The following is a 24,136-nucleotide window of genomic DNA, read 5'->3' on the forward strand; positions in this document are numbered from 1 at the left end:
ACCCCGTGGAAGCGAGGCGATCATGGAACCGTTGTTCTACGTCATGGCGATCATGGGCTGCGCGGACGGCAACGTCCAGTGCACCGAGGCGCGGATCGTGCCGACGCATTATAGCTCGATGGCGCAATGCCGTGCGGCGCTGCCCGACCAGCTCGCACGCAACACCGACGTCCCCTATCCGATGATCGGCGCGGCGTGCCGGACACAAGGCGCGCAGGTGGCGAAGGCCGAAAGCAAGACGAAGCGGTCGTAACGCTCATCTGGGTAATGCCGGGACTCGAAACCCCGTTTGCCCTGAGCCTGTCGAAGGGCGTGAGACTCCCGGTGCTTCGACAAGCTCAGCACGAACGGCTGGTTTTGGTCTCACGTTATCGGATCGGCCGCCGCCACAATCCCGGATCGCGCGGCATGTTGACCAGCGTCGTCCGCCCCCGCGCTTCCACCGCCGCACGTGCGATGAAGCGCAGTTTCTCCCCCTTGGACGTCGTCACCCGCGCGTCCCACGCATGCTCGCCACGCACCGCGACCTTGCGGCCGATCGCGCCATAGATCTGCGCCGCTGCCAGCACCGCCCAGGCCGAACGGAACGACTGCGCCCGCGTCCCCATCCGCGCGCTCGCCTCGAACTGCGCGGCGCGGTCGGTCAGCCGCCGCGCGAGGATCGCCAACGCCGGCCGATGCTCGGCCGCCATCACGGCACCGGGCGGAATGCCCATCTCGTCGAGCCAGTCGGTTGGCAGATAACAGCGCCCCGCCTGCGCATCCTCGTCGAGATCGCGCGCGATATTGGCAAGCTGGAACGCCAGCCCGAGGTCGCAGGCGCGGTCGAGCACCGCCTCGTCGTCGGGTGCCACCCCCATAATGATCGCCATCATGCAGCCGACGACACCGGCGACATGATAGCAATAGGTCAGCAGGTCATCCTCGGTCTTCGGCCGCCACCCCGCGCCGTCGAGCCGGAATCCCTCGATCAGGTCGTGCGCGAACCGCGCCGGCAGCCGCGTCTCGGCGGCGACGATGCGCAGCGCGTCAAACGCCGGCACACCGATCACTTGCCCGGCCAGCGCCGCGTCGGTCAGCGCCGCCATCGCCGCGACGCGCTCGGGTGCGTCCTCGACCACCGACATGGTGTGGCCGTGATCCTGCCCGTCGGCGATATCGTCGCAGGCGCGGCACCAGGCGTAGAGCAGCCACGTGCGCTCGCGCGTCGCGCGGTCGAACAACAGGCTCGCCGCGGCGAAGCTCTTCGAGCCGCGCGCGATCGATTCGTGCGCGGTGGCGACGATCGCGTCGCGCGTCGGACCGGCGCTAGAGGTCAGATGTCTTCATCCGCACGATCGGCTGCGTCGGCACGTGCGCGGCCATCTTGGTCAGCAGGCCGTCGAGCGTGTCGTCGACGATCAGCAGGTCGCGATGCTGCGGCCGCAGGAAGCCGACGTCCGCCGATTTCTCCCAGAAAGCGATCAGGTGATCGTAATAGCCCGCGACGTTGAGTAGCCCGACCGGATCGGCGTGATAGCCGAGCTGCGCCCAGCTCAGCGCCTCCCACAATTCGTCCATCGTGCCGGTGCCGCCGGGGATGGTGACGAAACCGTCGGCGAGATCGGTGAACGCCGCCTTGCGCGCATGCATGCCGGCGACGACGTGCAGCTCGGTGAGGCCGCGATGCGCGACCTCGGCATCGACCAAAGCCTGCGGGATCACGCCGATCACCTCGCCGCCCGCCGCCAGCGCGCCATCGGCGACCGCGCCCATCAGCCCGAGCCGGCCGCCGCCATAGACGATTCCGATGCCGCGCTCGGCGAGCGTCCGGCCGATCGCGCGCGCGGAGTCGATGTAGACGGGGTCGGCCGGCGTGGCCGAGCCGCAATAGATAGCGAGGCGTTTCATACGCCTGCCGCTACGCCAGCACGCGGGCGGGAACAAGCCGTCGTCATTCCGCCGCCGCCGCCCGCACGTCTTCGGGCAACGCCCAGATCAGATCGCCCTGGCCGAGCACCCGGCCGTCCTCCGCATGGACCGCCACCGGCGCGATCGGCCGCCGGTCGCGCGTGTCGACGAGCACCGGAAAGGCGGGCTCGCCGAGCTCCCACCGCTCGCCCCATTGCCGCAGCGCGACCATCGTCGGCAGCAGCGCATGGCCCTTTTCGGTCAGCGTATAGCGGATCTTGCGGCGGTCCTTGGGCAGCGGCTCGCGCTGCAGGATGCCGTGATCGACCAGCCGCGCAAGCCGGTTCGACAGGATGTTGCGGGCGATGCCGAGCTCCGCCTGGAACGCCTCGAAATGATGCAGGCCGTTGAACGCGGCGCGCAGGATCAGGAACGACCAGCGTTCCCCCATCGCCTCCAGCGCCGCGGGCAGGCTGCATCCGCGCAGCATCTCGCGCAATTTGGGCGGCTGAGCCGGTGTCGCCATCATGATCCTCTCCCAGACCGGCTATCTAGCCGATATCGGCGCGGATCGCGACGCCGGCGTGTGCGTCGTCCGCGCATGCCGTCACCCTGTCGAATTCCTCCGCAAGGTCGCAACAATATGTTGCAAAGCGGTACGACCCTACCCCATGTGGTGCGCGTGCTACGGCAATATGAACTGGTCGACCGCGTGCTCGACTATGACCCGGAGGCGGACGAGGCGCTGCTCAATCGCGCCTATGTCTTTTCGATGCAGGCGCATGGCTCGCAGAAGCGGGCGAGCGGCGATCCCTATTTCAGCCATCCGATCGAGGTGGCGGGCATCCTCACCGACCTGAGGCTCGACGACGAGACGATCGCCACCGCGATCCTCCACGACACGATCGAGGATACCGTCGCGACGCCCGAGGAGATCACCCGGCTGTTCGGCGGCAACGTCGCGCGGCTGGTCGACGGCGTCACCAAATTGAGCAAGATCGAGGCGCAGACCGAGAACGAGCGCGCCGCCGAGAATCTGCGCAAGTTCCTGCTCGCCATGTCGGACGACATTCGCGTGCTGCTGGTCAAGCTCGCCGACCGGCTGCACAACATGCGCACGCTCCATCACATCGCCAAGCCCGAGAAGCGGCGGCGGATCGCGAAGGAGACGATGGACATCTACGCGCCGCTCGCCGAGCGGATCGGGATGTACGAGTTCATGAAGGAGATGCAGACGCTCGCCTTCGAACAGCTCGAGCCGGAAGCCTATGAGTCGATCAGCAAGCGGCTGGAGCAGCTCAAGACCGGCGGCGGCGACCGGATCGCCAAGATCGCCTCGGGCCTGAAACTGCTGCTGGGCCGCGCCGGCGTCGAGGCCGAGGTGACCGGGCGCGAGAAACACCCCTATTCGATCTGGCGCAAGATGAGCGAGCGCCACATCAGCTTCGAGCAATTGTCCGACGTGATGGCGTTCCGCGCTATCGTGCCGACGGTCGAGGATTGCTACCGCACGCTCGGCATCATCCACCGTCGCTGGCCGATGGTGCCGGGGCGGTTCAAGGATTATATCTCGACGCCCAAGCGCAACGGCTATCGCTCGCTGCACACCAGCGTGATCCATGCCGACAATGCGCGCATCGAGATCCAGATCCGCACCGCCGACATGCATGCCGAGGCCGAATTCGGCCTCGCCGCGCATTGGGCGTATAAGGAAAAGAAGGTCCGTGCCGACAGCCAGCATAGCTGGATCGCCGACCTCGTCGAGATCCTCGACACCGCGGGCAGCCCCGAGGAGCTGCTCGAACATACCCGCATGGCGATGTATCAGGATCGCATCTTCGCCTTCACCCCGAAGGGCGAGCTGATCCAGCTGCCCAAGGGCGCGACGCCGATCGATTTTGCCTATGCGGTCCATACCGATCTCGGCGACCAGGCGGTCGGCGCCAAGATCAACGGCCGCGTCGTGCCGCTGTCGACGGTGATCGAGAATGGCGATCAGGTGCAGGTGCTGCGCTCCAAGGGGCAGGTGCCGCAGCCCGGCTGGCTCAATTTCGCGATCACCGGCAAGGCGCTGGCCGGCATCCGCCGCCATCTGCGCAACCGCGAGCGCGACGAGCTGATCGCACTGGGCCGCAAGCTGTACGACGATATCGTCCGCCGCCTGCCCGCGCAGCTCGGCGGCGATGCGCTCGACCATGCGCTTTCGCGGCTCAACCTCGGCGACGAGGCGGCGCTGATGACCGCGATCGCGCGGCGGACGATCTCCGACCATGCGGTGATGGAGGCGCTGATGCCGGGCTCGGCGGGCGCCGACGTCGGATTGCTGGCGCCGCAATCGACCGCGATCTCGATCAAGGGCCTAACCCCGGGGGTCGCCTTCGACCTCGCCGAATGCTGCCATCCGGTGCCGGGCGACCGGATCGTCGGGCTGCGCCGCCCCGATGCGGGGATCGAGGTCCATGCGATCGACTGTCCGGTGCTCGCCGAACTCGCCGAGCGCGGGACGGACGAGACCGACTGGGTCGACGTCGACTGGGGCGACAAGAGTGACGGCGCGGTGGCGCGGATCGCGGTGCAGGTGAAGAACGAGCCCGGCGCGCTCGGCATCGTCTCGACGATCATCGGCGCGCATCGGGCGAACATCATCGCGCTGCGGCTCGATACGCGCGATTCAATGTTCCACACCAACGTCATCGACGTCGAGGTCCACGACATCCACCAATTGATGCGGCTGATCGCGGCGCTACGCGCGGCGGATGCGGTCAATTCGGTCGAGCGGGTGTAGGGTGGCACGTGGTCGGCGTGCCACCCGGATGAGGCTAATGCGAACGGACATCCTCGGTCATATCGAACGTTACCTTGAAAGCCGCAATATCGAAGTCGTTGATGTTGATTTTGCATTGGGGAAGGCGATTTTTATCGCTTCCTCCTGGAGATTGAGCCGAGCCCGAAAGTTGCTCGGTATCCGTCTTGAAAGCATACCAAAAATAGCAAGTGCCGGTTGAACCGTCTGGCCTTGTGAAAGTAGCATCAAACGATAATTCTGTATATCGTTCTCCGATATCCAGATCACCCATCCGATGGAAGCTAGGCTTCGTATTACCTGATGCTACAGTTCCTCCAATCCGATCGGTAATTGTCCCGTTGCTGTTCGCAGTGCCATAACGGCCGGTCCAGTGGACGTTAGAGAAAGTTACATCGAAAGGAGTATGATTATAAAACGTCCCTGAGATTGTCGTATCGGAGAGTTGCCAGATGCCGTTCACATAGCGACCCTTGCTGCTGGCCATCGTTGGCGTGCATGTCGCGGCCAGCGCAACGGAAGCCCATAATGTCATCTTTCTTGACAGCTTCATATAATTTCTCCTCGTTGACGAACTTACCTCCCCATTTCCGCAAGTCTTCTCTTGTATTGTGGCCAGATATTGCGAAATAGCATCGCTACGTCGTACTTTTCGGTTTCGATATGGATGACATAACCGATATTGTTCGTTACGGCCGCGCCCTGAAAGCCTCCGGAATCTATCAGAGATTTTGTCATCTGCATGTTGGAAAAATAGGCATCGGTGAATTTTGCGCCGCGGAAGTTGGTACCAGTAACCAACTCTCCAGTATCGATCGACGATGCTTTTCCATACAGTCCTTCGCTAGTGGGGCCATAACTGAGGAAATTTGCACCGGAAAAATCGTATCCGGAGAAATCCATGCCGCTCATATTGCAATCTACGAACGACGATTTCCTGAGGCTTTTATCTTTCGTCGATAGATCCGCATTCCGGATGTCCATACGGTCGAACCAGAGCTTAGTGTCACTATCGTGGAATGTTGCGCCATCCACGTTGCAAACGCCAAAGCGAGCACCTCCGCCGTTAATATGACTGAAGTCGGCGTTTGATGCGTCTACACCGCCGATGTCCAAGCCGGCTTTTATCCCTTCGAAGTTCGCGCGCTTAAGACTACCTTTCGTAAATGTGATCAATCCAACCCTGGCACTGCTGCTGGCTTGGGCAAAGGACGCGTCGTCCGCGGTGAACTGATCGATGAACATCTCATGGGTGAAGTTCGTCCCGGAAAAGTCCGCCTTCGTCAGATTGACGCCCTTGATAATGTAGCATTTCTCGAAGGTTTGAACGTCAGTCGGCGGGAGCTGGAAGTTCGCACCGAACGTCGCGCCGGTGAACTTCGCTTCGGTGAAATTGCCGTTATCGAGATCGGTCTCGTCGAGGCTCGCCTTGGTGAAGCTGGCGCCGGTGGCGGTAACGCCGTGGAGATTGGTGTGGCTGAACGTGGCGCCGTCGAATTTCGCGCCGGTCAGCGTCGCGCCACTGAGATCGATGCCCGACAGGTTCTTGCCGGTGAAATCTGCCCCGGTGAGATCGGCGCCGCGCAGATCGAGCTTGGTCAGATCGGCCGTGCGCAGATCCTGACCGTGCAGATCGAGCTTCGGCGGGGGCGGCGGCGCCTTTGCAGGAGCCGGACTGGTTCTGTCCTTGCCCTGTTCGGTCAGCACCACGGTTGCGGCGTCGCTCGAGAGGCGCTTGATCCCCGGCGTACCGGGTTTGACATCGGCCACCGGGGTCCTGGTCGTATCGGTCGGGGAAGTGCTGTTCGGCTTCGAAGCCTCGCCGGATTGCACCGGCGTCGTCGTTGCACTGTTGCTGATGATCATCGTCTGATCCCTTCACGCATCGCATCACGTATCATTATAGACGACGGATAAGATGCCGACCGCGCCCGGAGAAGGACTCCATTGCAAACGACCCGAAGACTGGGATTCTTTTTCTATTGCCGGCACGGACAATAGTGTCGGCCTCCACCGGATTCTGCGATGAAATCAGGTTTTTGCGAATGTAACAAATGGAAGAGGGCTTTCATCTGCGCGACCGCAAGCAAACCCGTCCAGCCGATGGCGTCCGGCGGCGCGGCGGTCGCACGGGTGTAACCGCGGGCGCGTTCGGGTAGAGGTCGCTTAACACCTTGGCGCGGGCGCGCCGCTGCCCCACATGGGCGGCTACCGAATACGAAGGAGCATGACTTGGCCACGCTAGGAATGGCGCCCGCGGAAAAGCAGGCGATCGAGGATTTCCGCCGCGACGTCGTCGAACCGTCGATGACCTCCCTCGTCATCATCGATTTCTGGGCGGAATGGTGCGGGCCGTGCAAGGCGCTGGGGCCGACGCTGGAGAAGGTCGCCGCCGCCTATGTTGACAAGGGCGTGGTGCTCGCCAAGATCGATACCGACAAGAACCAGTTCATCGCCGCGCAATTCCAGATCAAGTCGATCCCGACCGTCTATGCGATGTTCCAGGGCCAGCTCGTCGCCGATCTGACCAGCGCGCGCACCGAATCGGCATTGCGCGTGATCCTCGACCAGTTGCTCAAGCAATTGCCGATTGCCGCGCCGGGCGACGAGGCCGCCGCCGAGATCGAACCGCTGATCGCGATGGGCGAGGAGGTGCTGGCGAGCGGCGATGCCGAGCGTGCCGTGTCGATCTTCGATCAACTGGTCGAGATGGCGCCGGACAATCCCGCCGTGCTGTCGGGCCGCATCCGCGCGCTCGTCGCGGCGGGGCTGACCGACGAGGCGCAGGCGGCGATCGACGCGCTGCCCGCCGACGTCAGGGACGCCGGCATCGATCGCGCCAAGGCGGCGCTCGCGCTGGCGCAGAGCGCGCCGCCGGTCGAGGATTTCGCCGGCCTCGCCGCCGAGGTCGCGGCCAACCCCGACGATCACGAACGCCGCTTCGCGCTCGCCAACGCCCAGATGGCGGCGGGCGACCGCGACGCCGCCGCGGACAATCTGCTCCATATCGTCGCCGCCGACCGTGGCTGGAACGAGGGGGCCGCCCGCCAGCAATTGCTCAAGCTGTTCGAGGTCGTCGGTCTGGAGGACCCCTGGGTCTCGGCGCAGCGCCGCCGCCTGTCCGCGATCCTGTTCGGATGACCTCGCCGACCGTCCTCGGGCGCCTGTCGATCTTCCCGCTGCCGGGGGCGTTGCTGTTCCCCGGGATGCACCTGCCGCTGCACATCTTCGAACCGCGCTATCGCGCGATGATCGGCGACGCGATGGTGCGCGACCAGCGGATCGGCATGATCCAGCCGATGCACGGCACCGGCGGCCACGACGCGCTGTACGACATTGGCTGCGTCGGCAAGATCGCCGAGGTCGAGGCGCTCGACGACGGCCGCTACAATCTGGTGCTGGAGGGCGTCGCGCTGTTCCGCGTGCTGCGCGAGCTCGACGTGACGACGCCGTTCCGTCAGGTCGAGGCGGAGCTGCTGCCCGCGGTCGAGGACGACACGCTCTCGCTGGGACGGCGGTCGTCGCTCGAGCTGGAATCGCGCCGCTTCGCCGACGCGCAGGGCTATAGCGTCGATTGGGAGGCGGTCGGCCGGCTCGACGACGAGAGCCTGGTCAACGGCATCGCGCAGATCGCGCCGTTCGATACCGCCGCCAAACAGGCACTGCTCGAAGCGCCCGACATCGAGACGCGCGCCGAGCTGATCATCCAGCTGATGCAATTCTTCGGCCGCCACGACGGCGAGGATCGGGTGACGCTGCAATGACCGCGTCGATCGATCCCTGGCTGCTCGAACGTTTGGTCTGCCCGGTGACCCGCCAGCCGCTGCGCTACGACGCGGCCGCGCAGGAACTGGTGTCGGAGGCGGCGGGGCTCGCCTATCCGATCCGCGACGGCGTGCCGGTGATGCTGGAAGAGGAAGCGCGGCGGATCTGATCCGGAGACGGTCCAAATCCCTCCCCGTTCGTCCCGAGCCTGTCGAAGGGCTGCGCGAACCGGCACCCCGTGCTTCGACAGGCTCGGCACGAACGCTATGCCGGGCTCACTCCATCTCCAGGATCACCTGATCGACCGCGAGGCTGTCGCCGGTCGCGGCGGACACGCTCTTCACCCGGCCCGATTTCTCGGCGCGCAGGATGTTCTCCATCTTCATCGCCTCGACCACCGCGAGCGGTTGCCCCGCCTCGACCGCGTCGCCGGCACCGACGTCGAGCCGGACGAGCAGCCCCGGCATCGGCGCGATCAGGAAGCGCGACAGGTCGGGCGGCACCTTCTCGATCAGATGCCGGGCAAAGGGCGCGGCATGCGCGGGCAATACCCGCGCGACATGGCTGGCGCCGCGCGTCGTCAGGCGGAAGCCGCTGCGCACCGGCGCGATGCGGACAGTGAGATGCACGTCCTCGCCGATCTCCGCCTCGACCATCCGGTCGCCCGGCGTATATTCGAGCGCGATGTCGAGCGGTTCGCCGTCGACGCCGATGCCGTCGGTCGAGACCGTGACGTCATGGTCCGTGCCGTCGATCCGCACCGTCCAGGCCGCGGGCGGCGGCAGGCGGCGGCCGAGCTGGCCGTCGATCCGCCGCGCGCGATCCGCCTGCGCGGTCGCGGCGAAGGCGGCGACCGCGGCGAGCGTGCGGGTGAGCTCGCCGTCGGCGGGGGCGCCGTGGAAGCCGTCGGGATATTCCTCGGCGATGAAGCCGGTGGTGATCGCGCCCGAGCGGAAGCGCGGATGCTGCATCAGCGCCGAGAGGAAATCGATGTTGGTCCCCGGCCCCTCGATCTCGAACGCGTCGAGCGCGGCGATCTGCGCATCGATAGCCGCCTCGCGCGTCGGCGCCCAGGTGATCAGCTTGGCGATCATCGGATCGTAGAACATGCTGACCTCGCCGCCCTCGACGACGCCATCGTCGACGCGGATGCGTGCGTCCTGCTCCTCGCCGGGCTGGGGCGGATTGTAGCGCACCAGCCGCCCGATGCTCGGCAGGAAGCCGCGATAGGGGTCCTCGGCATAGACGCGATTCTCGATCGACCAGCCGGTGATGCCGACCTCATCCTGCGTGATGGTCAGCGGCTCGCCGGCGGCGACGCGGATCATCTGTTCGACGAGGTCGAGCCCGGTGATCTCCTCGGTCACCGGATGCTCGACCTGCAGCCGGGTGTTCATCTCGAGGAAGTAGAAGCCCTGGCCGGTGGTGTCCGCGCCCGAGACGATCAGCTCGACCGTACCGGCGCTGTAATAGCCGACCGCGCGGGCGAGCGCGACCGCCTGTTCGCCCATCGCCTTGCGCATCGCCGGCGTGACGAAGGGCGAGGGCGCCTCCTCGACCACCTTCTGGTGGCGGCGCTGGATCGAGCATTCGCGCTCGTTGAGGTAGAGGATAGTGCCGTGCTGGTCGCCAAGCACCTGAATCTCGATGTGGCGCGGCGATTCGATGAACTTCTCGATGAAGACGCGATCGTCGCCGAAGCTCGCCAGCCCTTCGCGCTTGGTCGCCTCGAAGCCTTCGCGCACGTCCTGCTCGCTATACGCCAGCCGCATGCCCTTGCCGCCGCCGCCGGCCGAGGCCTTCATCATCACCGGATAGCCGATGTCGGCGGCGATCCGCACCGCCTCGTCGGTATCGGCGATCTCGCCGAGGAAGCCGGGGACGACATTGACCCCCGCCGCCTTGGCGAGCTTCTTCGATTCGATCTTGTCGCCCATCGCCGCGATCGCATTGGGCGGCGGCCCGACGAAGGCGATCCCCGCCTCGGCACAGGCGCGCGCGAAACTCTCGCGTTCAGAGAGGAAGCCATAGCCGGGATGGATGCAATCGGCGCCGGTCTCGCGCGCGGCGAGCAGGATCAGCTCGGCCTTGAGATAGCTTTCGGCGGCGGGTGCCGGCCCCAGCCGCACCGCCTCGTCCGCCATCAGCACATGGGGACTGCGCGCATCGGCATCCGAATAGACCGCGACGGTGGCGATCCCCATCCGCTTGGCGGTGCGCATGACGCGGCAGGCAATCTCGCCGCGATTGGCGACCAGGATTTTCTTGAACATCCTCAACTCTCCTCCCGCTTGGCAGCCGGCCGGGGGCCGGTCCGCCTGCGGGTTTGATGGTTTTCGGGGGGAGGGCAGACCCTCCCCCGCGGGCTATTCGGCCGCCACCCGCATCGGCTCGGCGCTTTCCATCGGCGTCAGGCCGAGCTTGGCGAACAACGCCGCGTCAACGCTGTCGCCGGCGTTGCCGGTGGTGAGCAATTTGTCGCCGGTGAAGATCGAATTGGCGCCGGCCATGAAGCACAGTGCCTGCGTCGACTCCGACATCGATTCGCGACCGGCGGACAGGCGCACCATCGACAGCGGCATCGTGATCCGCGCCACCGCGACGGTGCGGACGAACTCGATCTCGTCGATCCGGGCCATCGGCGTGTCCGCCAGCATGTCGCCGAGCGGCGTGCCCTTGACCGGCACCAGCGCATTGACCGGCACGCTTTCGGGATGACGCGGCAGGGTGGCGAGCGCGTGGACGAAGCCGACGCGATCACCCCGCGTCTCGCCCATGCCGACGATGCCGCCGCAGCAGACGTTGATCCCTGCCTGCCGCACGTTCTCGAGCGTGTCGAGCCGGTCCTGGAAGGTGCGCGTCGTGATGACGTTGCCGTAATTTTCGGGCGAGGTGTCGATATTGTGGTTGTAATAGTCGAGCCCGGCGGCGGCGAGCTGCTGCGCCTGTTCCGGCTCGAGCATGCCGAGCGTCATGCACGTCTCCATCCCCATAGCGCGCACGCCCTCGACCATCGCGACGATCGCCGGCATGTCGCGCGGCTTGGGATTGCGCCACGCCGCGCCCATGCAGAAGCGCTGCGACCCGGCCGCCTTGGCGGCCGCCGCATCGGCGAGCACCGCGTCGACCTGCATCAGCTTCGCCGCCTTCAGCCCGCTGTCCGACGAGGCGGATTGCGAGCAATAGCCGCAATCCTCCGGGCAGCCGCCGGTCTTGATCGACAGGAGCGTGCAAAGCTGCACCTCCGACGGCGCGTGATGCGTGCGGTGGACGGTCTGCGCCTGATACATCAGTTCGTCGAACGGCAGGTCGAACAGCGCGGCGATCTCGGCGCGGGTCCAGTCGGTACGGGTCATTCTGCGGAATCCTGTGGCGGCATATTGTGACCGAGCAGCCGTAGCACATCCTCGGCGGCGGTGATGAGATTGGTGCCGGGGCCGAAGATCGCCTGCACGCCGGCATCGCGTAAGCCCTGATAATCCTGCGCCGGAATGACGCCGCCGGCGATCACCTTGATATCGGCGCGGCCGGCCTCGCGCAGATGGCTGATCAACTCGGGGATCAGCGTCTTGTGGCCGGCGGCGAGGCTGGAGGCGCCGACGACGTCGACGTCCTTCTCCACCGCGAGCGTCGCGGCTTCCTTGGGCGTCTGGAACAGCGGCCCGGGCACGATGTCGAAGCCGAGATCGCCGAACATGCTGCTGACCAGATTGGCACCGCGATCGTGGCCGTCCTGCCCCATCTTGGCGACGAGCATCCGCGGTTTGCGCCCCAGCCGCCGTTCGGTGGCGGCGACGCCGTCCTCGAGCCGCAGCCAGCGCGCATCGTCGGCATAGGCGCCGCCGTAGATGCCCTTGACCGGGGTCGGCTGCGTGCCGAAGCGGCCGAACACGTCCTCCATCGCGCTGCTGATCTCGCCGAGCGTCGCGCGGGCGCGGGCGCAATCCACCGCTCGTGCGAGCAGATTGCTCTGTTCCCAGTCCCGTTCGGGCTGAGCCTGTCGAAGCCCCTGCGCCTGCCCTTCGACAGGCTCAGGGCGAACGGCCGGCGGCATACGTGCCGCCTCGCGCAGCGCGTCGAGTGCCGCGCGGCATGCCGCCTCGTCGCGGCTCGCCTTGACGCGTTCGATGCGGCGGATCTGTGCCTCGCGTACCGCGACATTGTCGACGTCGAGGATGTCGATCGGGTCCTCGCCATCCTTGCGGTATTTGTTGACGCCGACGATCACGTCCTCGCCGCGGTCGACGCGTGCGGCGCGCGCGGCGGAGGCTTCCTCGATCATCGCCTTGGGCCAGCCGGCGGCGACCGCCTTGGCCATGCCGCCCTCGGCCTGCACCCGCTCGATGATCTCCCATGCGCCGTCGACGAGGCTCTGGGTCAGGCTTTCGACATAATAGCTGCCGCCGAGCGGATCGACGACCTTGGTCATCCCCGTCTCTTCCTGGATGACGATCTGCGTGTTGCGCGCGATCCGCGCGGAGAAATCGGTGGGCAGCGCGATCGCCTCGTCGAGCGCGTTGGTGTGCAACGACTGGGTGCCGCCGAGCATCGCCGCCATCGCCTCGATCGTCGTGCGCATGACGTTGTTGTACGGGTCCTGCTCGGTCAGCGACACGCCGCTCGTCTGGCAATGCGTGCGCAGCATCTTGCTGCGCTCGTCCTGCGCGCCGAGCTGCGTCATCGCGCGATGCCACAGCACGCGCGCGGCGCGCAGCTTGGCGATCTCCATGAAGAAATTCATGCCGATCGCAAAAAAGAAGCTCAATCGCCCGGCGAACCTGTCGATGTCGAGGCCCGATGCCACGCCGTATTTCACATATTCCATGCCGTCGGCGATGGTGAAGGCGAGCTCGTGGAGCTGCGTCGCCCCCGCCTCCTGCATGTGATAGCCGCTGATCGAGATGCTGTTGAACTTGGGCATCTCGCGGCTGGTATAGCCGAAGATGTCGCTGATGATCCGCATGCTCGGTTCGGGCGGGTAGATATAGGTGTTGCGGACCATGAACTCCTTGAGGATGTCGTTCTGGATGGTCCCGTCGAGCAATTTGCGGTCGACGCCCTGTTCTTCGCCGGCGACGATGAAGAAGGCAAGGATCGGGATCACCGCGCCGTTCATCGTCATGCTGACGCTCATCTGGTCGAGCGGGATGCCGTCGAACAGGATCTTCATGTCCTCGAGGGTGTCGATCGCGACGCCCGCCTTGCCGACGTCGCCGGTGACGCGCGGATGGTCGCTATCATAGCCGCGATGCGTCGCGAGATCGAAGGCGACCGACAGCCCCTTCTGCCCGGCGGCGAGATTGCGGCGGTAGAAAGCGTTCGATTCCTCGGCGGTCGAGAAGCCGGCATATTGGCGGATGGTCCACGGCCGGCCGGCGTACATCGACGCGCGCACGCCGCGGGTGAAGGGCGCGAAGCCGGGCAGGCCCGGATCGACCGGCGCATCGGCGGCGGTGTAGAGCGGCTTGACGGCGATGCCCTCGGGCGTCTGCCAGACGAGGTCCTTGCCCTTCACCTCCTTCGCGGCGGCGGCCTGCCAGTCGGCGAGGCCCGGCTGCGGCGTTGGTTCGGGTGCGGCGGGCAGAGCGGAGGTGGCGCCGCTGTCCTCGCCGGTGTTGACCTCAATGTCCGGCAAGCGGCGTCTCCATCAGTTCGACCAGCACGCCGCCCATGTCCTTCGGATGGACGAAGACGATCGGCGTGCCGTGCGCGCCGATCCGCGGTTCGCCGAGCACGCGCGCGCCCTTTGCGGTGAGGACGGCGATCGCGGCGTGGATGTCGGCGACCTCGAAACACAGGTGATGCTGGCCGCCGGCAGGATTGCTGCGCAGGAAGCCGGCGATCGGCGAACTCTCGTCATAGGGCTCGATCAGCTCGATCTGCGTATTGGGCGTGTCGATGAAGCACACTTTCACCCCCTGCGCGGCCAGATCGAACGGCTCGCCGATCGCGGTCGCGCCGAGCAGGGTGCGATACGTCTCGACTGACCGCGCGATCGATGGCGTCGCGACGCCAATATGGTTGAGGCGGCCCAACGGCGCGTGGTCGGTCATTCCTCGATCCGCCGCTGCCGCGTCGCCATCGCGGCGCCCTCGATCACGCCTTCCAGTCGGCTGACGCGCTCGCGCAACGTGGCATGCGCTTCAGCCAGCGCCGCGAGTCGCCCGCTCTGGCTGGTGACCATATCCTTGAGCTGGCGTACGTCCTCTTGCAGCAGGAGGACGTTGCGAAGCGCCTTCATCGTATCGCCGATGAAACTCATGGCCTCGGTCCTTCGCCGGCGAGAACCGCATCGACCACGGCGTTCGCATGGTCGATGCTGGAGATCGCGTCCTTGATGTCGGCGCGCATCCGGGGAACGGCCATGTTTACCTCACGCACCAGCGCCGCCAGCTGCTGTTCGTCTTCATCCACCGCGGCTTGCGCGATATAGATCGCCGACGCCTCGCGCACGACATGGCCGACGGACTTGCCGTTGCTGGCCGCGAACGCATCGAGCGCCGCCTTGTGATCGGGGGTGGTGAGAAAGGTCACGCGTTCGGTCTGCATGAGTCGTCTCCTTCACATATGCTTATAATGTTCAGGAGATGGCCTCACAACGGGATGTTGTCGTGCTTCTTCCACGGGTTCTCCAGCGCCTTGCCCTTCAGCTTGCGCAGGCCCAGCGCGATGCGGCGGCGGGTGGAATGCGGCTGGATCACCTCGTCGATGAAGCCCTTGCTCGCCGCGACGAAGGGGTTGGCGAAGCGCGCCTCGTACTCGGCGGTGCGCTCGGCGATCTCCTCGGGAGTGCGGCCGCGGAAGATGATCTCGACCGCACCCTTCGCGCCCATCACCGCGATCTCGGCGGTCGGCCAGGCGTAATTGAGGTCGCCGCGCAGATGCTTCGACGCCATCACGTCGTATGCGCCGCCATAGGCTTTCCGCGTGATGACGGTGATCTTCGGCACGGTCGCCTCGGCATAAGCGAACAGCAATTTGGCGCCGTGCTTGATGATGCCGTTATGCTCCTGCGCGGTGCCCGGCAGGAAGCCGGGTACGTCGACGAAGGTGACGATCGGGATATCGAACGCGTCGCAGAAGCGGACGAAGCGCGCCGCCTTCTTCGAGCTGTTGATGTCGAGCACGCCGGCGAGCACCATCGGCTGGTTGGCGACGAAGCCGACCGTGCGCCCCTCGATCCGGCCGAAACCGGTGATGATATTGGCGGCATGCGCCGGCTGCGTCTCGAAGAAGTCGCCCTCGTCGACGACTTTGCGGATCAGCTCGTGCATGTCGTAGGGCTGATTGGCCGAGGCCGGCACCAAAGTGTCGAGGCTCGGCTCCAGCCGGTCCCAGGCATCGGCGGTCGGGCGTTCGGGAACGCTCTCGCGGTTCGACGCGGGCAGGAAGTCGATGAAGTCGCGCGCGGCGAGCAGCGCCTCGATATCGTTCTCGAAGGCGTTGTCGGCGACCGAGGTCTTGGTGGTATGCGTCACCGCGCCGCCCAACGCCTCCTGCGTCACCACCTCATTGGTCACCGTCTTGACCACGTCGGGGCCGGTGACGAACATATAGCTCGAATCCTTCACCATGAAGATGAAGTCGGTCATCGCCGGCGAATAGACCGCGCCGCCCGCGCACGGGCCCATGATGAGGCTGAGCTGCGGCACCACGCCGCTGGCGAGCACGTTGCGCTGGAACACCTCGGCATAGCCGCCGAGGCTGGCGACACCCTCCTGGATGCGCGCGCCGCCCGAATCGTTGAGGCCGATCACCGGCGCGCCGACCTTGAGCGCGGTGTCCATCACCTTACAGATCTTCTGCGCGTGGCGTTCGGACAGCGAGCCGCCGAAGACGGTGAAATCCTGGCTGAAGACATAGACGAGCCGGCCGTTGATCGTCCCCGATCCGGTGACGACGCCGTCGCCGGGGATCACCTGGTCCGCCATGCCGAAGTCGACGCAATTGTGCTCGACGTACATGTCGATCTCTTCGAACGATCCTTCGTCGAGCAGGATCTCCAGCCGTTCGCGGGCGGTGAGCTTGCCCTTGGCATGTTGCGCGGCGACCCGCTTTTCGCCGCCGCCCGCTCTGGCGGCGGATCGGCGGCGGTCGAGTTCGGTCTGCGTCGATGACATACTCTCTCCTGCCTCTTCTTCCCCGATCCTAGCCTGCCGCCGCAACTGTGGTTTTGCAAAATTGCAACGGACCTGTTTGCAAACTATGGGGGCACATGGTCCAGCAACCGCCCCGTGCACGCATCTTCGCCGGCGATCAGGTGCGCGCGCTGCGGGCGCGGCTGTCGCTCAGCCAGACCGCGCTCAGCCGGCGGATCGGCATCTCGACCAGCTATCTGTCGCAGATCGAAAGCGGCGACCGGCCGATCACCGGCAGCGTGCTGGGTGCTCTGGCGCGGGCCTTTCCGCTCGACTGGGTCGAGATCGCGCCCGAGGACGACAGTGCCGCTCTGGTCGGCGCGATCGAGGCCGGGACCGATCCGTCAGTTCCGGCTTCCTTGCTCGACGAAGCGGACGTGCTGCGCGGCCTCAAGCAGCAGCCGCTGGTGGCGCGGCGGATGATCGCGCTGCACGCCGCGCTGCGCCGTTCGCAGGAACAGTTGCGCGTGCTCGACGACCGCGTCGACGCACAGGGGAGCCAGCCGCATCTGCTGCCGTGGGAGGAGGTGCGCGACTGGTTCCAGGGGATGGGCAATTACATCGACCCGCTCGATCGCTTCGCCGAGGGGCTGGCGGACGATCTGCCGCCGGGGCGGGCGCTGGTCGACCGGTTGCAGGCAGCACACGACGTGCGGGTGATCGACGACGGCATCGCCGCGCCGATGCGCGCCTATGACGCCGCGGCGGGGACGCTGACGATCGACGGCGCGCAGCCGATCGAGACGCGGCATTTCCAGCTCGCGCACCAGCTCATCCGGCTCGAGGCGACGGCGCTGATCGAGGGGATCGTCGCCGACGCGCCGCTGCGCTCGGAGGCGGCGCGCGACCTGCTGCGCGTCGGCCTCGCCAATTACGGCGCGGGCGCGCTGCTGATGCCCTATGCGCGCTTCCGCGCCGAGGCGCGGGCGCGACGCCACGACGTCGATGCACTGCGCCAGCGTTTCGGGGTGAGCTTCGAACAGGTCTGCCACCGCCTGTCGACCCTGCAGCGGCCCGGGCTGCCCGGCGTGCCGTTCTTCTTCTGCCGCATCGACATGGCGGGCAACATCACCAAGCGCCATTCGGCGACGCGGCTGCAATTCGCGCAATATGGCGGCGCCTGCCCGCTGTGGGTGGCGCATGAGGCGGTGGCGATCTCCGACCGCATCCTCGTCCAGGTCGCCGAGATGCCCGACGGCGCGCGCTACGTGTCGATGGCCAAGGGGCTGGTCAAGGCGACGTCGAGCTATCGCCGCGTCGCCCGCCGCTATGCGGTGGTGCTCGGCTGCGAGGTCGAACATGCCGGCGCGTTCATCTATGGCGACGGCCTCGACCTCGCCGGCGCGGACAGCGCGACGCCGATCGGCCCGTCCTGCCGCATCTGTCCGCGCCGCGATTGCGACCAGCGCGCCTTCCCGCCGGCGGGACGCGAGTTGCTCGTCGACCCGGACCGGCGTTCGATCGTGCCATATGGCTTCGACTGAGCGGCGCACCCACTCACACCGTTCGCCCCGAACCTGTCGAACGGCTGCTTGCCGCAAACGTAGCGTTTGAGGAGCGGCGGGCTTCGACGGGCCCAACCCGAACGGAGGGCAAGCGGGCTTTCGCCGCCACCGGGACTAAGGCAGGAGAGGGCAATGCGGGAGGATATGAGCGTGCAGTCCCATTACGACGTCGTCATCGTCGGTGCCGGCCATGGCGGCGCGCAGGCGGCGATCGCGCTGCGCACCGCCAAATTCGCCGGCAGCATCGCGATGATCGGCGACGAGCCCGAACCGCCCTATGAACGCCCGCCGCTGTCGAAGGATTATCTGTCCGGCGATAAGCCGTTCGAGCGCATCCTGATCCGCCCCCCCGCCTTCTGGGGCGAGCGCGACGTCGTGATGCGGCTCGGCCGCCGCGTCGTGCGCGTCGATCCGCAGGCGCACACCGTCACCACCGGGGACGGCGCGACGATCGGTTACGGCCAGCTCATCTGGGCGACCGGCGGCAGCCCTCGGCGGCTGAGCTGCTCGGGTCACGATCTCGCCGGCGTCCATGGCGTGCGCACCCGCGCCGATGTCGACCGGATGATCGCCGAGCTGGCCGGCGTCAACCGCGTCGCGGTGATCGGCGGCGGCTATATCGGACTGGAGGCGGCGGCGGTGCTCGCGAAGTTCGGCAAGCAGGTCACGGTGTTGGAAGCGCTGCCCCGCGTCCTCGCACGCGTCGCCGGCGAACCCTTGTCGCGCTTCTACGAGGCGGAGCATCGCGCGCATGGCGTCGACGTGCGGCTCGGCGTCACCGTCGCCTGTATCGCGGAGGCGGATGGCCGGGCGTGCGGCGTCACGCTCGCCGACGGCGAGACGGTGCCGGCGGAGATGGTGATCGTCGGCATCGGCATCGTCCCAGCCGTCGAGCCGTTGCTCGACGCGGGGGCGGCGGGCGGCAACGGCGTCGACGTCGATGCACAGTGCCGCACCAGTCTGGCGGACGTGTTCGCGATCGGCGATTGCGCGACGCACGCCAACGCCTTCGCCGACGGCGCGCGTATCCGGCTCGAATCGGTGCAGAATGCCAACGACCAGGCGACGGTGGTCGCCAAAACGATCGCCGGCACGCCGGTCGACTATCATGCGGTGCCATGGTTCTGGTCGAACCAATACGATTTGCGGCTGCAGACGGTGGGGCTGTCGACGGGTTATGACGCTATCGTCGTGCGTGGCGACATGGCCAGCCGCAGCGCCTCGCTGATCTACCTGCGCGAGGGCCGGGTGATCGCGCTCGACTGCGTCAACGCGACGCGCGATTACGTTCAAGGCCGCGCGCTGGTTCTCGCCGGCGCGGCCATCGACCCCGCGCAGCTGGCGGATACGGCCGTACCGCTCAAGGAGATGATCGCCATCGCAACGCCGCCGCAATGATCCGATCGGCGGCCGTTTCGGTCGGCCGTTCGGCACGGAGCTGCGTAGCGATGGCGGCGGCGCGGGCAGCGATTGTGCGATCGTCGAGCAACGCGCGTAGCGCCCCGCTGGCTGCGTCGCCATGGAACGCCGCCGGGCGTAGCGACCGGCCGATACCGAGCCGGGCGATCCGAGCGCCATTGTCGAATTGATCGCCGAAGAAGGGCAGGACCAGTTGCGCCGCGCCGGCGTGCATCGCCTGGCCGGTCGTGCCGATCCCGCCGTGATGGACGACCGCCGCCGCACGGCCGAAGAGCTGCGAATGCGGCGCATAGCCGAGCCGCAGCAGATCGCCGTCCACCGAGGGCGTATCCGCCGTGCCGGTCAGCAGCACCGCGCGCATCTCCAGTGCCCGGGCGGCCGCGGCGGCGGCGTCGTAGAAGCGCCCCGGCGCATGGACGACGAACGATCCCAACGTGAAGACGATCGGCGCCGGTCCGCGATCGAGAAACGCCGCGAGGACGGGATCGAGCGCAGTTTCGCCGCGATCGTAGATTGGAAAGCCGATCGCTTCGCAGCCCGGCGGCGCATCCGGCTGTACCGGTGCGAGCAGCGGCGAATAGCAGCATAACGTCGCGCATTGCGTAGGCATCGGATCGAACACCGGTGCCAATTTGCCTGCCGCGAGGCCATGCGCCTGCCGCACGGACGCGACCGCGCCGCCATAACGCGCGCGCACCGTGGCACGGACCGTTCCAAGCAGTGCGCGATTCCATCCTCGCCCCAGCCGTCCGCGGGGCCGATCGATCATCAGCGCGCCGTCCGGAGTGAGCGGCGGGTCCCAAGCGGAGAACAGCGCCATCGGCTGAAGGTTGATCGTGACCAGCGGCAGCCCGCGTTTTTCGGCGACGATCCCGGCGGCCGGCGCGAACAGCGAGCCGACGATGACATCGGCGCCGCCTGCCAGCGCGTCGAGCGCGGTGGTGCTGTCGGCGAGCGAGGGCAGGATCACGGTTTCGAGCACGAAGCGGCGCTGCGTGATGGCACGCCGCGTCGCGGTTGCCGTATCGATGCCGAGCCGTGCGCAGATCGCCGCGAAGCTCGGCAGGATCGGCTCGGCGGCGAGCCCCGCCGCGCGGACCTTGTCGATATGATCGGCCGGCACCGCCAGCACCACGTCGACCCCGCGCGCCGCCAGCGCCCGCCCGATCGCGATAAAAGGATGGAGATCGCCGAGCGACCCGATCGTCACCAAGATCGCCTTCATCGTCACGGCTCTGCCGCAGTGATATGATGGCATCATGACAATCCGAATCGGTATCGGCGGCTGGACCTACGAGCCGTGGCGCGGGACCTTCTATCCCGCCAAATGGCCGCAGAAACGCGAACTGGACTATGCCGCCTCGCAGGTCACCGCGATCGAGATCAACGGCACCTATTATTCGAGCTTCAAGCCGGCGAGTTTCGCCAATTGGGCCGCCGCCGCGCCCGACGGCTTCGTCTTCGCGGTGAAGGCGTCGCGCTATTGCACCAACCGCAAGGTGCTCGCCGAGGCTGGCGAATCGGTCGAGCGCTTCGTCGGGCAGGGGATCGTCGAGCTCGGTGACAAGCTCGGACCGATCCTGTGGCAGTTCATGGCGACCAAAAGGTTCGACTCCGACGACATGGGTGCCTTCCTCAAATTGCTGCCCGACAGCCACGCTGGGGTGCCGCTGCGCCATGCGGTACAGGTGCGGCACGAGAGCTTCGCCGACCCGGCCTTCGTCGCGATGGCGCGAGCGGCGAACGTCGCGATCGTCTATGCCGATTCGGCGGACTATCCGGCGATCGCTGACGTCACCGCCGACTTCGTCTATGCGCGGCTTGAAGCGGCCGAGGAGCAGAACCCGGCGGGCTATACCGATGCCGCACTCGACGATTGGGCACGGGCGGCGCGGACGTGGCAGGCGGGTGGCCGGCCGGAGGGGTTGCCCTATGTGGTCGCCGACGCCCCGGCCAAGGCGCAGCGCGACACGTTCGTGTTCTTCATCAACGGCGCCAAGATCCGCGCGCCGCAGGGTGCAATGGCGCTGATCGAGCGGGTTTCGGCGTAAGCCTACATCCCGACCGAGGTCGTCGCTTCCTCGTTCGACAGCGTGTCGGGCATCGCGGGCAGTTCCGCCGCGGGGGCCGGGGCGGCGGCGGCGACGGTGGGCTTGCTCGCCTGGCCCATGATCGCCGCGCCCTCGATCTGGTCGAGCGCATGCCGCGCGGTGACGTAGCGGTCGGCCGCCTGCATCCAATTGCCCGCATCGCGCGCGCCGGGCAGCCGCGCGACCTCGGCGCGCGCCGCCTCGACCTGTCCGCCCTCGAGCAGGCGGCGGGCCCGCGCCAGCCGGTCGGCGGGGCGCGGCGACGGCGTGCCCGCCTTGCGCAGCACCACCAGCCCGCCGAGCTCGCGCCGCAGGCTCGCCCACCAGCCGTCGCTGCTCACCGTGGCGATCTCGGGCGCGATCGCGTCGAGGCCCTGGCGCAGATCCTCCAGCGTCACCGGTTGATGCGACGCCTCGATCACCGCCGCCACCGCGCGCGGCTGGACGGTGCCGAAGCGGGTGCGCAACTGCTCCTCCAGATAGCCGAGGCCGACGCCGCGATCCAGCGCGCGGCGGGCGGCGAAGGCGACCAGCAGCCCCTCGGCGCGGCCCGCCTGCGCGCCCGCGACCACGGCATCGCTCGCCACCGCTGCGGTGCGCGCCTCCAGCGCGGTCAATTGCCCCGCCAGCGTCGCCTCGCGCGAGGCGAGCGCGGCCGGCTCGAGCGCCGCGTTGGTCGTCTGGCCGTTGGCGTTGAGCGGTTGCGCCGGGTTGAAATTGGCCGGATCGGGTTGCGTGCGTTTCGCCGCGAGCGCACGCTCGGCGGCGGAGGTCGTGCTCAGCCAGCCGACCTGTTTCATGAGATAGCCGGTGAGCAGCGCCCCGGCGACGAAGGCGAGGGCGATGATCGCCAGGAACACCCCGGTCCGCGGCCCGCGCACGGGCGTTGCCGCGGGCCTGGGATCGATCGGCGTATAGTCGGTCATGGCCTCTTATCCCCGCCCCCCGCCGCACGGTCAATCGTCCGTGCAAGCGCGAGCGCACACAAGGCGGCGTCGGTCGGCATCGCCGCGGCGCGGGCGAACGCCCAGCCGTCGCCCGCCGCGGCGAGGACGGCGGGGCTCAGCGCTGCGACGCCCGTCGCGTGCCGGCCGGTGATCAGCGCCGCGACGCGGTGCGCGGCGCGGACCGAATGGAGCAGCACGATCCGCCCCGTCGCCGCCGCGGCGAACGCCGCCGCGTCGACGTCCAGCTCGGCGCTGGCATAGACGATCGCGGTCGGGTGGCCGCTGTCGACATGCTCGCGCCCCGCCAGATGCAGCGGCCGCGCCAGTCCCGCCGCCGCCGCCGCCGTCAGCGCGTCGGCGACGCCGCCGTCGCCGACGACCGCGACGCGCAAGCCGGCGTCGCGTGCCACCGCCGCGCTTTCCGCTCCGACCGCGATCACCGGCAACCCGGCGAGCCGCGCCAGTCCGGCGCCCGCGAGGCGCACCGCATTGGCGCTGGTCACCAGCAAGGCGTCGAACGCCGCCGGATCGGGCGGCGTCCATGCGATCGGCGCGGCGGCGAACAGCGGCCGGCCGAGCACCGCGCCGCCGCCGGCACGCAGCTGCGCCGTGGTGCGCGCATTGCCGGGCTCGGGCCGCACCACCAGCAGGCCGGAAAGGCTCACGGCTGGAACAGCCGCCGCACCAACTCGGGCGCCCGCGCCAGCAGGTCGGCGGCGAGTTCCGCGGCGACGAGGCTGCCGTCGGTGCCCTCGCCGCTGCCCTCGACGAAGGCGCTGCCGTCCTCGGCGATCAGCTCGGCGCGCAGCGTCAGCATCTCGCCCGACAAAGCGGCAAGCGCGGCGACCGGCGAATGGCAGTCGGCGCCGAGCCCGGCGAGCAAGGCGCGCTCCGCCAGCACGCAGGCGCTGGTCGCGGCATCGTCGATCGCCGCGACGATCCGCGCCGCACCGGCGTCGGCGCTGCGCACCTCGATTCCGACCGCGCCCTGCGCCGGCGCGGGCAGCATCGTGTCGGTCGGGATCGCCCGGCCGACGCCGTCGCGCCCGAGCCGGTCGAGCCCCGCCGCGGCGAGCAGCGTCGCGTCCGCCTCGCCGGCCGCCAGCTTGGCGAGGCGTGTGTCGACGTTGCCGCGGAACATCACGACCGTCAGGTCCGGGCGGAGCCGCAGCAATTGCGCGCGCCGCCGCGGCGAGCTGGTGCCGACCACCGCGCCCGCGGCCAGATCGGCGACGCTGTCCGCACCGATCAACCGGTCGCGCACGTCGGCGCGCGGCAGCATCGCGGCGATGGCGATCGCCGGCGGGCGGATCGTCTCGACGTCCTTCATCGAATGGACCGCCGCGTCGATCTCGTCGTCGAGCAAGGCGCGGTCGAGCTCCTTGGTCCACAGGGCCTTGCCGCCGATCTCGGCGAGGGGTCGGTCCTGCACGCGGTCTCCGGTGGTGCGGATGACGACCAGCGCGACCTCGTCCACGGTCCAGCCATGCGCGGCGCACAAGGCGTCGCGCACCATCCCCGCCTGCGTCAGCGCGAGCGGCGATCCCCGCGTTCCCAGCCTGAATTTGATCGCCACCCG

General features: G+C 67.6%; 24 protein-coding genes. 8 read left to right on the forward strand and 16 right to left on the reverse strand.

Features of this window, described 5'->3' with window-relative positions:
- The first annotated feature begins 22 nt into the window (after positions 1 to 22).
- Positions 23 to 253, forward strand: a complete 231-nt coding sequence (locus AC07UH_RS01325) for a hypothetical protein (protein WP_495179594.1) — start codon at positions 23 to 25, stop codon at positions 251 to 253.
- A gap of 115 nt (positions 254 to 368) precedes the next feature.
- On the opposite strand, the gene AC07UH_RS01330 is transcribed toward AC07UH_RS01325, so the two are convergent.
- The 3 genes from AC07UH_RS01330 to AC07UH_RS01340 are packed head-to-tail and all read right to left on the reverse strand — an operon-like array spanning position 369 to position 2,419.
- Entirely contained in the window at positions 369 to 1,319 is a 951-nt protein-coding gene (locus AC07UH_RS01330) for a phytoene/squalene synthase family protein (protein WP_495179807.1), read from the reverse strand.
- Complete coding sequence (locus AC07UH_RS01335; protein ID WP_495179593.1) at positions 1,309 to 1,890, reverse strand: LOG family protein; 582 nt, start codon at positions 1,888 to 1,890, stop codon at positions 1,309 to 1,311. Before AC07UH_RS01335 ends, AC07UH_RS01330 begins: the two co-directional genes overlap by 11 nt.
- A gap of 43 nt (positions 1,891 to 1,933) precedes the next feature.
- Positions 1,934 to 2,419 (reverse strand): winged helix-turn-helix transcriptional regulator, encoded by a 486-nt coding sequence (locus AC07UH_RS01340; RefSeq protein WP_495179592.1) that lies wholly within the window; start codon positions 2,417 to 2,419, stop codon positions 1,934 to 1,936.
- Between the two features lie 153 nt (positions 2,420 to 2,572).
- On the opposite strand from AC07UH_RS01340, the gene AC07UH_RS01345 reads away from it, so the two are divergent.
- Positions 2,573 to 4,675: a RelA/SpoT family protein gene (locus AC07UH_RS01345; RefSeq protein ID WP_038667481.1), complete on the forward strand. Its 2,103-nt coding sequence runs from the start codon at positions 2,573 to 2,575 to the stop codon at positions 4,673 to 4,675.
- Positions 4,676 to 4,709: 34 nt separating this feature from the next.
- On the opposite strand, the gene AC07UH_RS01350 is transcribed toward AC07UH_RS01345, so the two are convergent.
- Positions 4,710 to 5,246 carry a hypothetical protein gene (locus AC07UH_RS01350; RefSeq protein WP_495179591.1) on the reverse strand — a complete coding sequence of 179 codons (537 nt, stop codon included), beginning with the start codon at positions 5,244 to 5,246 and terminating at the stop codon, positions 4,710 to 4,712.
- A 23-nt stretch (positions 5,247 to 5,269) separates the two neighbouring features.
- On the reverse strand, positions 5,270 to 6,559 hold the full coding sequence (locus tag AC07UH_RS01355; RefSeq protein WP_495179590.1) for a pentapeptide repeat-containing protein: 1,290 nt from the start codon (positions 6,557 to 6,559) through the stop codon (positions 5,270 to 5,272).
- 381 nt (positions 6,560 to 6,940) lie between these two features.
- On the opposite strand from AC07UH_RS01355, the gene AC07UH_RS01360 reads away from it, so the two are divergent.
- Genes AC07UH_RS01360 through AC07UH_RS01370 form a run of 3 tightly spaced genes read left to right on the forward strand, consistent with a single transcriptional unit; the run spans position 6,941 to position 8,627 of the window.
- Complete coding sequence (locus AC07UH_RS01360) at positions 6,941 to 7,834, forward strand: tetratricopeptide repeat protein (RefSeq protein WP_495179806.1); 894 nt, start codon at positions 6,941 to 6,943, stop codon at positions 7,832 to 7,834.
- The gene (locus AC07UH_RS01365; RefSeq protein ID WP_038664463.1) at positions 7,831 to 8,457 is read left to right on the forward strand and encodes an LON peptidase substrate-binding domain-containing protein; all 627 of its coding nucleotides are present in this window, start codon (positions 7,831 to 7,833) and stop codon (positions 8,455 to 8,457) included. Before AC07UH_RS01360 ends, AC07UH_RS01365 begins: the two co-directional genes overlap by 4 nt.
- The gene (locus AC07UH_RS01370; RefSeq protein ID WP_081974448.1) at positions 8,454 to 8,627 is read left to right on the forward strand and encodes a Trm112 family protein; all 174 of its coding nucleotides are present in this window, start codon (positions 8,454 to 8,456) and stop codon (positions 8,625 to 8,627) included. The genes AC07UH_RS01365 and AC07UH_RS01370 overlap by 4 nt, the downstream gene beginning before the upstream one ends.
- A gap of 106 nt (positions 8,628 to 8,733) precedes the next feature.
- Here the strand turns inward: AC07UH_RS01370 and AC07UH_RS01375 are convergent, their stop codons facing one another.
- From AC07UH_RS01375 to AC07UH_RS01405, 7 genes are all read right to left on the reverse strand, one after another.
- Positions 8,734 to 10,731: an ATP-binding protein gene (locus AC07UH_RS01375; protein WP_495179589.1), complete on the reverse strand. Its 1,998-nt coding sequence runs from the start codon at positions 10,729 to 10,731 to the stop codon at positions 8,734 to 8,736.
- 93 nt (positions 10,732 to 10,824) lie between these two features.
- The gene (gene bioB, locus AC07UH_RS01380) at positions 10,825 to 11,814 is read right to left on the reverse strand and encodes a biotin synthase BioB (RefSeq protein ID WP_495179588.1); all 990 of its coding nucleotides are present in this window, start codon (positions 11,812 to 11,814) and stop codon (positions 10,825 to 10,827) included.
- Positions 11,811 to 14,042 (reverse strand): methylmalonyl-CoA mutase, encoded by a 2,232-nt coding sequence (scpA, locus tag AC07UH_RS01385; protein WP_495179805.1) that lies wholly within the window; start codon positions 14,040 to 14,042, stop codon positions 11,811 to 11,813. The genes bioB and scpA overlap by 4 nt, the downstream gene beginning before the upstream one ends.
- A gap of 37 nt (positions 14,043 to 14,079) precedes the next feature.
- Positions 14,080 to 14,511 carry a methylmalonyl-CoA epimerase gene (gene mce, locus AC07UH_RS01390; protein ID WP_495179587.1) on the reverse strand — a complete coding sequence of 144 codons (432 nt, stop codon included), beginning with the start codon at positions 14,509 to 14,511 and terminating at the stop codon, positions 14,080 to 14,082.
- Positions 14,508 to 14,720, reverse strand: a complete 213-nt coding sequence (locus AC07UH_RS01395) for a hypothetical protein (RefSeq protein WP_038664452.1) — start codon at positions 14,718 to 14,720, stop codon at positions 14,508 to 14,510. Before AC07UH_RS01395 ends, mce begins: the two co-directional genes overlap by 4 nt.
- Positions 14,717 to 15,007 (reverse strand): hypothetical protein, encoded by a 291-nt coding sequence (locus AC07UH_RS01400; protein WP_495179586.1) that lies wholly within the window; start codon positions 15,005 to 15,007, stop codon positions 14,717 to 14,719. Before AC07UH_RS01400 ends, AC07UH_RS01395 begins: the two co-directional genes overlap by 4 nt.
- Before the next feature lie 44 nt (positions 15,008 to 15,051).
- Positions 15,052 to 16,578 carry an acyl-CoA carboxylase subunit beta gene (locus AC07UH_RS01405; RefSeq protein ID WP_038664446.1) on the reverse strand — a complete coding sequence of 509 codons (1,527 nt, stop codon included), beginning with the start codon at positions 16,576 to 16,578 and terminating at the stop codon, positions 15,052 to 15,054.
- A 95-nt stretch (positions 16,579 to 16,673) separates the two neighbouring features.
- Between AC07UH_RS01405 and AC07UH_RS01410 the strand changes: the two genes are divergently transcribed.
- Positions 16,674 to 18,080 carry a helix-turn-helix domain-containing protein gene (locus AC07UH_RS01410; protein WP_495179585.1) on the forward strand — a complete coding sequence of 469 codons (1,407 nt, stop codon included), beginning with the start codon at positions 16,674 to 16,676 and terminating at the stop codon, positions 18,078 to 18,080.
- A 165-nt stretch (positions 18,081 to 18,245) separates the two neighbouring features.
- Positions 18,246 to 19,499 carry an NAD(P)/FAD-dependent oxidoreductase gene (locus AC07UH_RS01415; protein WP_495179584.1) on the forward strand — a complete coding sequence of 418 codons (1,254 nt, stop codon included), beginning with the start codon at positions 18,246 to 18,248 and terminating at the stop codon, positions 19,497 to 19,499.
- Here the strand turns inward: AC07UH_RS01415 and AC07UH_RS01420 are convergent.
- Positions 19,462 to 20,745 (reverse strand): glycosyltransferase, encoded by a 1,284-nt coding sequence (locus AC07UH_RS01420; RefSeq protein ID WP_495179583.1) that lies wholly within the window; start codon positions 20,743 to 20,745, stop codon positions 19,462 to 19,464. The two genes, AC07UH_RS01415 and AC07UH_RS01420, sit on opposite strands and share 38 nt — an antisense overlap.
- A 34-nt stretch (positions 20,746 to 20,779) precedes the next feature.
- Between AC07UH_RS01420 and AC07UH_RS01425 the strand changes: the two genes are divergently transcribed.
- Positions 20,780 to 21,571, forward strand: coding sequence for a DUF72 domain-containing protein (locus AC07UH_RS01425; protein ID WP_495179582.1), 792 nt, complete (start codon positions 20,780 to 20,782; stop codon positions 21,569 to 21,571).
- Between the two features lie 2 nt (positions 21,572 to 21,573).
- On the opposite strand, the gene AC07UH_RS01430 is transcribed toward AC07UH_RS01425, so the two are convergent.
- The 3 genes from AC07UH_RS01430 to hemC are packed head-to-tail and all read right to left on the reverse strand — an operon-like array spanning position 21,574 to position 24,133.
- The gene (locus AC07UH_RS01430; protein WP_038664431.1) at positions 21,574 to 22,536 is read right to left on the reverse strand and encodes a hypothetical protein; all 963 of its coding nucleotides are present in this window, start codon (positions 22,534 to 22,536) and stop codon (positions 21,574 to 21,576) included.
- Positions 22,533 to 23,222 (reverse strand): uroporphyrinogen-III synthase, encoded by a 690-nt coding sequence (locus AC07UH_RS01435; RefSeq protein ID WP_495179581.1) that lies wholly within the window; start codon positions 23,220 to 23,222, stop codon positions 22,533 to 22,535. The genes AC07UH_RS01430 and AC07UH_RS01435 overlap by 4 nt, the downstream gene beginning before the upstream one ends.
- Positions 23,219 to 24,133 carry a hydroxymethylbilane synthase gene (gene hemC / locus AC07UH_RS01440; RefSeq protein ID WP_495179580.1) on the reverse strand — a complete coding sequence of 305 codons (915 nt, stop codon included), beginning with the start codon at positions 24,131 to 24,133 and terminating at the stop codon, positions 23,219 to 23,221. Before hemC ends, AC07UH_RS01435 begins: the two co-directional genes overlap by 4 nt.
- Positions 24,134 to 24,136: the final 3 nt, after the last annotated feature.

This window comes from Sphingomonas sp. GW821-FHT04B01 (genome assembly GCF_059420425.1).